The organism is Candidatus Nealsonbacteria bacterium (assembly GCA_019923625.1).
GTDB lineage: Bacteria > Patescibacteriota > Minisyncoccia > Minisyncoccales > RBG-13-42-11 > JAHXGN01.
In genome coordinates this window covers 1-7,136 of the sequence record JAHXGN010000019.1, presented here as the reverse complement: position 1 = coordinate 7,136, position 7,136 = coordinate 1, and the positions used below count along the sequence as shown (strand labels likewise).

Below are 7,136 nucleotides of genomic sequence, written 5' to 3'. Positions count from 1 at the left end.
TCTCTCTCTCTCTCTCTGGAAACTCGGAATTAGATTTTTTGAATACATTTTTGAAAATAAACATACTTATAGTTAAATTTTTAATTTTTGGGGGTCAACTCTATTTTTCTCTCTTTACATATCTTTACATAAATTGTTAAAGAAAAATAGAGTTGACCCCATTATTTTGACTCGGTAAATTCGGCGAGACGACAAATGACCTAAATTTCTAAAATTCTTACAAGGGGTTTAATTTTTCTTTGAAAAACTTTATCTCTTGTAATTAAGGTAAATTTAAAATTAATTGTAGTGGCTCCAATAATAGAATCTGCTATGTTTAATCCTGTTTTTCTTCTCAAAAGTGCTCCCATTTCAATGGTATCATCGTTCATGAAAGGTTTCCAAAAATGATTTAATTTCTTTTATCTGCTTTTCGCTTAAAAATTTTAAACTTAATATCTCTAACTTACTAATTGCTGAAGCACAAAGGGTTTGTTCCCTCCTTTGTTTTATCACCCAATTTACAATTTTCTTATCTCCTTGAAGAAACCCAATTAAAATATTGGTATCCAAAAGATACATTTTATTTTAGTCTCTCAATTTTTCTTAAGCGATTTTCCCATTCTTTTCGGATTCCTCTTTGTAGTTTTACAGCATTTAGTTTTCTTCCTTTCAAGATTCCAGCTGCTTTTTTTAAAATCTTGATTTCTGGCTCTTCCCAGCCTAAAATCTTTTTTAAATTTCTCTCATAAATGAGTTCTTTTTGAGGCTTGATTAAATTTTTATTAATGGTTGATAATTTCATAAATTTTTTAATTTTCCTCCCACAAACTCGGCAAATTCTGCCAACCGACAGGCATAGGCCCATTCGTTGTCATACCAGGCGACAGCTTTGATTTAAATATTTTTTAAAATCTCTTCAATTTTTATTTTTAATTCTGGAAGTTCTTCTTTTATACATTTCCAAACTATTTTCAAATTCACTCCGAAATATTCGTGAATAAATATCCCTAAGATAAAGTTTTGGACTTCTTTTTGCCATTTTAAATATAAATTGTTTCTCTTAAGATTTCTTTCTTAATTAAAGATTTTAAAGCTTCTTTGGTCACCAAATCTACTTTGATTTTTAATAATTTTCTTAAAAAATTTTCCAATTCAATAAATTCAAAAAAACCTGGCGTTTCAGAAAATTCCACCAAAACATCGATATCGCTTTTTTTATTAGCTTCTTTTCGAATATAAGAACCAAAAATTATATTTTTCCTCTAATAATTTCTTATTCTTTTTTAATATTTTTTTAATATCCTTTATTGCTAACATAATGGTCTTTTTAACCCCGTTAGAAATTTATACGTATATTTTTTCTAGAATAGTTTAGCTTTTGAAATTTCTAACGGGGTTTACTTTAAAACTAATCTAACTTTTCCCCCAAAAATTCCGCAAATTCAGCCAAGCGGCAGGCATATGCCCATTCGTTGTCATACCAGGCAATAATCTTGACCAAATTACCTCTTGCCATTGTTAAGGGAGCGTCAACAATGGCTGAAAAAGAATTGCCGATATAATCAGAAGAAACCAAAGGGGTTTCTTCCACTTTCAAAATTCCTTTTAATTTTTCTTCCTGAGACCTGTTTTTGAATGTCTGATTAATTTCTTGGGCGGTTGCCTTTTTTTCTAAAAGGCAGATTAAGTCCAGGACCGAAACAGTCGGGGTCGGCACTCTTATGGCAATTCCATCTAATTTTCCTTCCAATTCCGGAATAACTTTATTAATACCTTTGGCCGCTCCGGTTGTTGTTGGAATAATATTTAGAGCAGCTGCCCGGGCTCTTCTTAAATCCTGGTGGGGCAAATCCAAAATTCTTTGGTCATTGGTGTAACTGTGAATTGTGGTCATAAAGCCGGAAATTATTCTAAAATTGTCATTTAAGACCTTGGCTATTGGCGCCAAACAGTTGGTGGTGCAAGAGCCCATATCCACAATTTCGTCTTTTTTGGAATCAAATTTTTCTTCGTTCACGCCTAAAACAAAAGAAGGGGTATCTTTACCCGAAGCGGAAATTATTACTTTTTTGGCTCCGGCTGTAATGTGTTTTTTTGCCCCTTGATAATCGGCAAAGTGTCCGGTACATTCCAAAACAATATTGACTTTTAATTCTTTCCAGGGAAGCTGGAGGGGGTCGGTTTTGGCAAATATCTTCACTTCTTTACCAGCAACAATTAAAGAGTCCTCAGTAAATTTTACATCTTTTTCATATTTGCCGTAAAGAGAATCGTATTTTAAAAGATGGGCCAGGGTTTTGGGGTCGGTTAAATCATTAATCGCCACCACCTCTAAACCTGGGTGATTGTCAAGAATCCTTCTAAAAACTGGTCGGCCTATCCTTCCAAAGCCATTTATTGCGATTTTTATCATCTTAGTTAAAGAGAGGGAAGGGAATTTTTATGGACCATCCGTAGCGAGTTGGCATGGTCCCCGCTCATAAATTATGGGTGGGGCAACTCGCCAGGAAATGAGCTTGCGTCTCGCTGGGACGCAGAGCGTGTCCTAAAAATTACTTTTCCGAACATTACTTTTTTATATTTAACAATTGACAAATTTTCTCTCTATCAAATCCTACCACAATTTCTCCTTCAATCTCAACCACCGGCACTCCCATTTGACCCGATTTCTCAATCATTTCTTCTTGGGCTTTTTTTTCTTTTGAGACATCAATTTCTTCAAACTCAATATTATTTTCTTTTAAAAATTCTTTCAGGGTAAGGCAATAATAGCAACTTGGAGTGGAATAAATTTTGACCATACCAGGCATAATTTTTTATAATTGCTTTAATTTTTGACTAAAAAGGACAGCCCGACAGTTGGGCTAATTGTTCTAAGGGCTGAAAGCCCAACTCTTGTCTTTTGTCTGGAAAGCGCCAGTCGGGAATTGATGTAATGTTTGCCTCCTGACACTTGGCTAACTCCTCCTTAGTAGCCCGATCAGGGGCACATTCAATATAGGGCAAATACTTTGCCGCTTTCCCAAAAATTTCTTTCTGGCGGACACAGAATCCGCACCAATAAGTTCCGTAAAACCTTACATCTTTTTCTGTCAGGCATTTGGCAAGATTTTCAAGAGATTTTTCATCAAGGGGTCTTTCATCAAGGGGTCTTTCATCAAGGGGTCTTTCATCAAGGGGCTTTTCCTCCTGTTGATTAATATAAATGGCAAGTCCGACAATCAAAAGGCCGGCGGCAATAATAATTATTAAATTTTTGTTTTTAATTTTGGTCATATTTTTTAATTTTGCTTATTTATTAAAACTTTATCAAAAATTTTAATTTTTGTCAAATCCACTGATAGGGCTGGCAAGGTGATAGAGAGAGATTTTCTGTTATTTAACGTTCTTAAACTCATACTCTTTTGAGCCGGCAAAAGCAATTTCAACATCAGCAATGTCTTTATCGGATATTTTTTCAATATATTTTATTATTGCCCTTAAGCTATTGTGGCTGGCAACAACCAAAACGTTTTTCCCTTCTTTTAAATCTTTCTCAATGTTTTTTTTATAAAAAGGAATTGCTCTATTATAGACATCTTTTAAGCTCTCGCCGTTGGGCGGCGCCTGATTCCAGCTTCTTCGCCATAAATGAACCTGTTTTGGTCCGTATTTTTTTTTAACTTCCTCTTTGTTCAAACCCTGCAGTTTTCCGTAATTTCTTTCATCTAATGCTTTATTAATGACAAGGGGCAGGTCTTTTTTATTAAGTTCCTTTAAAATTAGGAAAACCGTTTCTTTGTTTCTGATTAAGGGCGAGGTATAAATTTTATCAATTTTAAAATTTTTAAGTTTCTGGGCAACTTTTTTGGCGCTTTCAATTCCCTCTTTGCTCAAGGGAATGTCTGTCCAGCCGGTAAAACGATTTTCTTTATTCCACTGCGATTGAAGATGTCTTAACAAAATTAACTTTGCCATATTAAAACTTCATGCCGAGCGATTTAATTCCTTTTCTATTTCCAATAATCTATTATATTTCGCCATTCTTTCTTTTGGAAAAGGCGCGCCGGATTTGATAAAATCAGCGCCAACACCAACAGCAAAATCAGCAATGAAATCATCTAATGTCTCGCCAGAGCGATGGGAAACCATAATTTTCCAACCATAACTTTGGGCCAATTTTGCTGCTTCTATCGCTTCAGTCACCGTTCCAATCTGATTTATTTTAATAACTGTGCCATTGCAAAGATTTTCTTTTTTTGCCATTCTCATTCTTTCTGGATTAGTAACCAGCAAATCATCTCCGATAATCAATAGCTTTTCGCTTTTAGCTTTACACTTTTCGCTTAATTCTTTCCATCCTTCAAAGTCCTCTTCGCCAAAAGGGTCTTCAAGCCCGATAATCGGATATTTTGAAATCAGTTTTCGGTAAAAATTTACTAATTCCTTTTTTGATAAGAGTTTTTCTTCCAGCTTATATTTCTTTCCTTTTTGAAATTGGCTGGCAGCGCAATCAAGAATAATTTTAATATCTTTAAATCCATCTGACGCCTCTTTGATTAAATCCAAGGCCTCTCTTGATTTTGATATTGGCGGCGAAAACCCTCCTTCATCCCCTGTTTCTGCTTTTCCGAACCGTTTTTTAATAATTTGAACTAATTTTTTGTAAATCTTTTTTCGCTAATTTAAAATTTTCAGAAAACTTCTCTTTTTGCGGCACAATCATAAATTCCTGGATATCAAGCTTGTTTTTAGCATGAACTCCGCCATTAATAACATTAAAACCCGGCCTCGGTAATTGAATGTGACGAGGCCTTGCTTCGTCACATTCAATAATTTGGGAAACATATTGCCATAAGGGAAGATTTTGGGCGTCGGCTCCGAGCCGACAAACTGCCATTGAAACGCCGCAAATCGCATTTGCGCCCAATCTTGATTTATCTTTTGTTCCGTCAAGTTCAATTAGAAGTTGGTCAATTTCTTTTTGATTTGTTGAATCTTTACCGATTAATTTAGGAGCAATAACTTCATTAATATTTTGGATTGCCTTCCTTACATTTATCACTTTTGCTTCCATTTTGCCCTTTGAAGCGCCTGACGGCACTCCCGCTTTGACCGAAAAACCGCCACCCTTAACCAAGACCTCAATTGTTGGTTTTTTTCGCGAATCCAAAATTTCTCTTGCTTTTATTGATTTAAATTTTGAAGATTTTTCCACAAAAAATGTGCAGTTCCTATTTGATAGGGTCTTGACAAGTCACTATGGTTTGATATACTTTTAGTAGACGCTGTCATGGTTCGCTTCACGGGCCAATGATGGGTGCTGCAGAAGAAGTCCAATTTATGGGCTTCTTTTGTTTTTTATTATTATACTACAATAATTTTGGACCCGGGCCCGTGAGGCATGTAGTAGCCTGATAGCGTTAGCACCTATCTAAGCGGGTGCAAGCCCCGCCGGGTCCATCCCAAAAAGCCCTGACAATCAGTCAGGATTTTTTGGTTTGAAAACATAATATACACTTCCCTATTTTCTACTTTGCAAATACCCATAAACTGATAGGGCGGCTTTTGCTCCTTCGCCAGCCGCAATTACAATTTGCTTATCTTTTATCTCAGTAATGTCACCAGCAGCAAAAAGGCCAGGAATTTTAGTTTGATTAGTCCGAGGATTAATTTTAATTTCATCTTTTTCATTGAAATCTACTAAACCTTTAACAAAAGAGGTTGCTGGCTGTGAACCAATCTCAACAAAAATACCATCGACTGGTAATTTAATTTCTTTTTTTGTTTTTCTATCCTGATAAATTATTGAATTGACAAATTGATTGCCTTTAATTTGTTTTAGAACAGCATTTGCTATTATTTCAACTTTTCCAGTTTTTTTAACTCTTTCTTGATTTATCTCATCTGCTCCAACTTTTTCTCCGTATTCTAAAATATAAATTTTTTTAGCATAATTTGTCAAAGATATAGCTGCCTCAAAACCGGCATTACCACCACCAATTACAGCTATTGTTTTATCTCCAAATAAGGATTGATCACAGACCGCGCAGTAACTTACTCCTCGTCCAATAAATTTTTTCTCTCCAGGAACTTTTAGGGGTCGGGGGTCAGCTCCAGTGGCAATAATTACTGCTCTGGCTTCAAATCTGTTTTTGCTTTTAGTCAGAGCTAAAAATTTCCTACCAATTTTTTTTAATTTTACCACCTCATCTCTCTCAATATCAATTTTTTGTTTCCTTAAATGTTTTTCAAATTTTTTAATTAGCTCTAATCCAGAAATTTCCTCAAGTCCAGGATAATTTTCAATAGCTACTGCTTTCCTGGCTACTTGGCCGCCAAAACTTTTTGTTATTAAAAGAGTGTTTAATTTTTGCCTTGCCCCGTAAATTCCTGCTGTAATGCCTGCGGGGCCGCCTCCGATTATGATTAAATCATAAATAATTTTATTTTCATTCATGAGAATTTAAAATTAAAAGAATTTTACAGAAGCGGTTAGCTTAGCATAAATTCCGGCCGCAATTCCAGCCGGCCGACCACCAATAATTATAAGGCCATACATAAAAAAATAAAAGCGAGGGAAGTAATTTTTAGGAGCATCCGCAGCCGAGCGGGCAAGGTCTCGCACGCAGCGAGGAGCGAAGCGAAGACATGAGCGAACGAACACGCTGGGTGAGTGAGCGTATCCTAAAAATTAGCTTCCCGAGCGATTATCCAGCTAACCAGCCGCCATCAATCACCACTGTTGAGCCGGTCATATAAGAGGAGGCGTCTGAAGCCAAAAATAAAACCAGATTTGAAACTTCTTCTATTTAATATCAATTGCTACTGAAAAGCCTTCATGTATCGCATCAATGACTTTCCTCGGACCTTTAGCATCCCCTATAACATATACCTCCTGGCTAATCTTTTTAGCCTCGGAAATAAGCTCCTCGGAAATTAACGGTTTTCTTCCAACAGCAATAACAACACTATCAGCCCTTATGTTTCTCTGCTCGCCTGTTTTATCCTTGATCACCACTTCTCCTTTACCAATCTCAGTCACTGAAGTGTTTGTAATAACATTTATGCCGTACTTTTCCAATAGTCCCCCCTTCTTTATCAGGGCTATCTTTGATATCAACTCTAAGTCTCTAGCAATTTCTGACTGGGCCTCTATAATCGTCACCTTCTTA

At 35.9% G+C, this 7,136-nt stretch carries 10 protein-coding genes and 3 pseudogenes; all 13 read right to left on the bottom strand.

Annotated features, from left to right (window positions below):
- Positions 1 to 200 precede the first annotated feature (200 nt).
- Positions 201 to 371: a PIN domain-containing protein gene (locus KY055_02615; GenBank protein ID MBZ1345492.1), complete on the bottom strand. Its 171-nt coding sequence runs from the start codon at positions 369 to 371 to the stop codon at positions 201 to 203.
- Positions 361 to 561 carry a hypothetical protein gene (locus KY055_02610; GenBank protein ID MBZ1345491.1) on the bottom strand — a complete coding sequence of 67 codons (201 nt, stop codon included), beginning with the start codon at positions 559 to 561 and terminating at the stop codon, positions 361 to 363. The genes KY055_02615 and KY055_02610 overlap by 11 nt, the downstream gene beginning before the upstream one ends.
- Position 562: 1 nt before the next feature.
- A complete protein-coding gene (locus KY055_02605; protein ID MBZ1345490.1) occupies positions 563 to 784 on the bottom strand; it encodes a hypothetical protein in 222 nt (73 codons plus the stop codon).
- A gap of 92 nt (positions 785 to 876) precedes the next feature.
- The gene (locus KY055_02600; protein MBZ1345489.1) at positions 877 to 996 is read right to left on the bottom strand and encodes a DUF86 domain-containing protein; all 120 of its coding nucleotides are present in this window, start codon (positions 994 to 996) and stop codon (positions 877 to 879) included.
- 26 nt (positions 997 to 1,022) lie between these two features.
- Positions 1,023 to 1,299, bottom strand: a pseudogene (locus tag KY055_02595) (nucleotidyltransferase family protein).
- A 91-nt stretch (positions 1,300 to 1,390) separates the two neighbouring features.
- Complete coding sequence (gene gap, locus KY055_02590) at positions 1,391 to 2,395, bottom strand: type I glyceraldehyde-3-phosphate dehydrogenase (protein ID MBZ1345488.1); 1,005 nt, start codon at positions 2,393 to 2,395, stop codon at positions 1,391 to 1,393.
- Positions 2,396 to 2,549: 154 nt separating this feature from the next.
- Positions 2,550 to 2,792 carry a glutathione S-transferase N-terminal domain-containing protein gene (locus KY055_02585; GenBank protein MBZ1345487.1) on the bottom strand — a complete coding sequence of 81 codons (243 nt, stop codon included), beginning with the start codon at positions 2,790 to 2,792 and terminating at the stop codon, positions 2,550 to 2,552.
- 28 nt (positions 2,793 to 2,820) lie between these two features.
- Complete coding sequence (locus KY055_02580; protein ID MBZ1345486.1) at positions 2,821 to 3,258, bottom strand: hypothetical protein; 438 nt, start codon at positions 3,256 to 3,258, stop codon at positions 2,821 to 2,823.
- A gap of 99 nt (positions 3,259 to 3,357) precedes the next feature.
- Complete coding sequence (locus tag KY055_02575; GenBank protein MBZ1345485.1) at positions 3,358 to 3,939, bottom strand: 2,3-diphosphoglycerate-dependent phosphoglycerate mutase; 582 nt, start codon at positions 3,937 to 3,939, stop codon at positions 3,358 to 3,360.
- 9 nt (positions 3,940 to 3,948) lie between these two features.
- Positions 3,949 to 5,179, bottom strand: a pseudogene (locus tag KY055_02570) (enolase).
- A gap of 306 nt (positions 5,180 to 5,485) precedes the next feature.
- Entirely contained in the window at positions 5,486 to 6,421 is a 936-nt protein-coding gene (locus tag KY055_02565; GenBank protein ID MBZ1345484.1) for an FAD-dependent oxidoreductase, read from the bottom strand.
- A gap of 250 nt (positions 6,422 to 6,671) precedes the next feature.
- Positions 6,672 to 6,752, bottom strand: a pseudogene (locus KY055_02560) (SDR family oxidoreductase).
- Between the two features lie 17 nt (positions 6,753 to 6,769).
- Positions 6,770 to 7,136: FAD-dependent oxidoreductase (locus tag KY055_02555; GenBank protein MBZ1345483.1), on the bottom strand; the 367-nt coding region annotated here is incomplete at its 5' end.